This is a genomic window from Guyparkeria sp. SB14A (genome assembly GCF_005096345.1).
Lineage (GTDB): Bacteria > Pseudomonadota > Gammaproteobacteria > Halothiobacillales > Halothiobacillaceae > Guyparkeria > Guyparkeria hydrothermalis.
Genome location: NZ_SWAW01000055.1, coordinates 1 through 2,452, shown reverse-complemented (window position 1 = coordinate 2,452; position 2,452 = coordinate 1). Strand labels below are relative to the sequence as shown.

2 protein-coding genes are annotated in these 2,452 nt (G+C 50.8%); both read right to left on the bottom strand.

The genetic code is table 11. The features are described from left to right. A partial coding sequence (locus tag FAZ79_RS11515; RefSeq protein WP_169303692.1) for an O-methyltransferase occupies positions 1-853 on the bottom strand: 853 nt, incomplete at its 3' end. Continuing rightward, positions 853-2,211: an ATP-binding protein gene (locus tag FAZ79_RS11095; protein WP_136868023.1), complete on the bottom strand. Its 1,359-nt coding sequence runs from the start codon at positions 2,209-2,211 to the stop codon at positions 853-855. The genes FAZ79_RS11515 and FAZ79_RS11095, both read right to left, overlap by 1 nt. Between the last annotated feature and the right edge of the window lie 241 nt (positions 2,212-2,452).

Sequence of the window (2,452 nt, the reverse complement as noted above, 5' to 3'; positions counted from 1 at the left end):
GCCTCGTGATCGGAGCACTTGAGGGAAGAAGCTTCTGTAGGTGCGCCACTTCCAGCAACGTCAAGTTCGGAGCTGCAATTAGTGCCTCGGAAATATAGTCCCAATGCTCGCTTTTCACGAGCTCCTCGGCGGCTGCCCTATTCTGCTTGCTCGGCAAAATCCCACCGACGGTCACCATAGGGGAGCCATCTTTATATCTTAAATTGAACGCAGGAACGGCACCACCCTCACGACCACACTTAACCGCGTCGGAAATCATGTGATCGATAACAGCTTTTGCAAGCCTTTTCTCAAAAGCACCGTACTTATTTTTGAAGCTTGCTGGCGGCTCATCCTCCGAGACGACCCGACCGAGGAGCTCAATTACCCGGGAGCGCCTCTGAGCAGCTGGCTTTCCATAATTACCTTCATGAGCATTGAAGGTAAAAATAATCACACTATTTTCCGGCGCATTTCGATTGAGATAGGCCAGGTCTTGGCAAACGCTCTCATCCAACTCGGAGTCATAATCCAACCACACCATCCACGGCCTTTGGCTGTACTCAGCCCCATTTTTTAGATCCTGGATCACAACCCCGGCCTCACCTTTTTTAACCTTTACAGTCGCAAAAGGGCAGTTAAACTTCGCACGCTCAAACCCGATTTCGTCAGACTCAATGGACACCATATCCCAAACATCGAGAGCCGAGTGAGCCATAAGGAAATCAGAGAACCAAACCGAACCAAGCCCAATATAAACAGGGTCAGCCAAAGCAAGGCGTTCTTTTATTGCGCGAAGCCCCTCGAACACCAACCCCCTCTGGATTGACTTGCTGGGTCGCAAACTATAGTTAACTTTTTCGAAAGAAGGCATTAATCTTCTCCGACATAATCTTCATAGGCATACTCAAATGATTTCTGCCCAACGTCTCGGTAGGACATCGTCACGTTGCCCATCTCCCTAGCCAACTTTTTTAGTTTTGTTTTCGGGACTGAGTAGCTGACATTTGCCATTGGCACAACGGGCTTTTTCTCTATCTCTGGTAGCTGCACCTGCTCACGTGGGGCAATATCGTATATCGAAACGGCTCTTGAGGCCTCTTCATTATGCCGCGCCGATTCGGTATCCCGCTTGCGCTGGTTCGTGTAATCAATCCACGCCCGGCTAACTTCTTGCATCCGGGCTCGGGCTCTTCGGTAAAGGTCTGCGGACGAATTAACGTTCCTCTTTGTCGTTGTCAGTGGTAGGGCGGCGGCATTCTGTGCGGAGAACAAAACGATACCGATGAAGCCGGAATACTGTTTGTGCCAACTTGGAAAGCCCTCAGCACCCCACCCTGTTGTCTCGGTTTTATCTGCCGCCAACACGATTCGTCCATTGCAGGCTACATACCAGCCTGACAACCGGTCCCCTTTCGAATCTTCATCCGGATCCACGCTCTCCGGAGGAGGTGCAACCATGCCCCCCACCATCTCAACAACGACTTCGTTATCGCGACTGATGTCGTTGTACTCGGCACGCATAGGACGGAAATTTTCGCTCTGGCGAAGCTCGACCCGCCACCCAGTCAGCCTCTTACCGTTCAAAAATATATTCAATCCCTTGTGCAGGTGCAGCGTGTAGTCACGCTCAATAACCCACCTGAGGTCAGCCAAAAACTCTGGTGAGGAAAATTCCGACTCAGCCTCCTCAGTCAGTTCTTGGATTACTATTTCGACGCCATTTTCACCCAAATCCGAGGACTCTTCTATGTCGAAATCCCAAGGGGGTGCATCATCGTGAACCCACTCGTCAACATTAATGGGGACTTTAAACGACGACCTTTCCCCACCCTCATCGTACGTGCTCCTTACTTCGGCTTCTCTACCTATTTTGAATACAGCTCGTTTCATCCCAATGCCGTAGACACCAATACTATAATTGTCATTCGGGCTGAACTCTTTTCGCCCAAAATTGAAAGCGTGGTCGACAGCACTATCAAGCGTCATTCCACCGCAATTATCCCTGATCGAGAAACAGTCGTTCGTAATATTTATATGAATTTCAAAGTCCGAGAGATCAGTTGTATCACGCAAACTCATGATGTGGCCGCCCTTCTCGGCCCATGCGTTATCTACACTGTTGTCAATGAGATCGAGTATGCAGTCCTTTAGATCTATGTCTCGCGTAATCATCCTCACGAAGAACTTTTTCGTCGGATATGCGTGAGCGTGCGATTTAACTTCATCCATAAAGAAATCCCTTAGAATAGCCAGCGAAACAAACTAGTATTGAAAAAAGCCAGCGGTCCCGCTGGCTTCAGTTCGATTTGCAATGTTTCCATTTATAGCGGCCACCCGCTAAAACGGAATATCGTCCTCGCCGAAGCCGTCGTCGATCGACTTGGCCGGGCGCTGGTCCTGGCTCGGCGGCGGGGGCGGCGCGCCGTAGTCGGACTGGCCGCCAGCGTAGCCCGCGCCGGCACCGGCCGCG

Excerpts from the sequence above, each read along its gene's own strand:
- FAZ79_RS11095 (WP_136868023.1), bottom strand. The coding sequence starts at position 2,211 with ATGGATGAAGTTAAATCGCACGCTCACGCATATCCGACGAAAAAGTTC.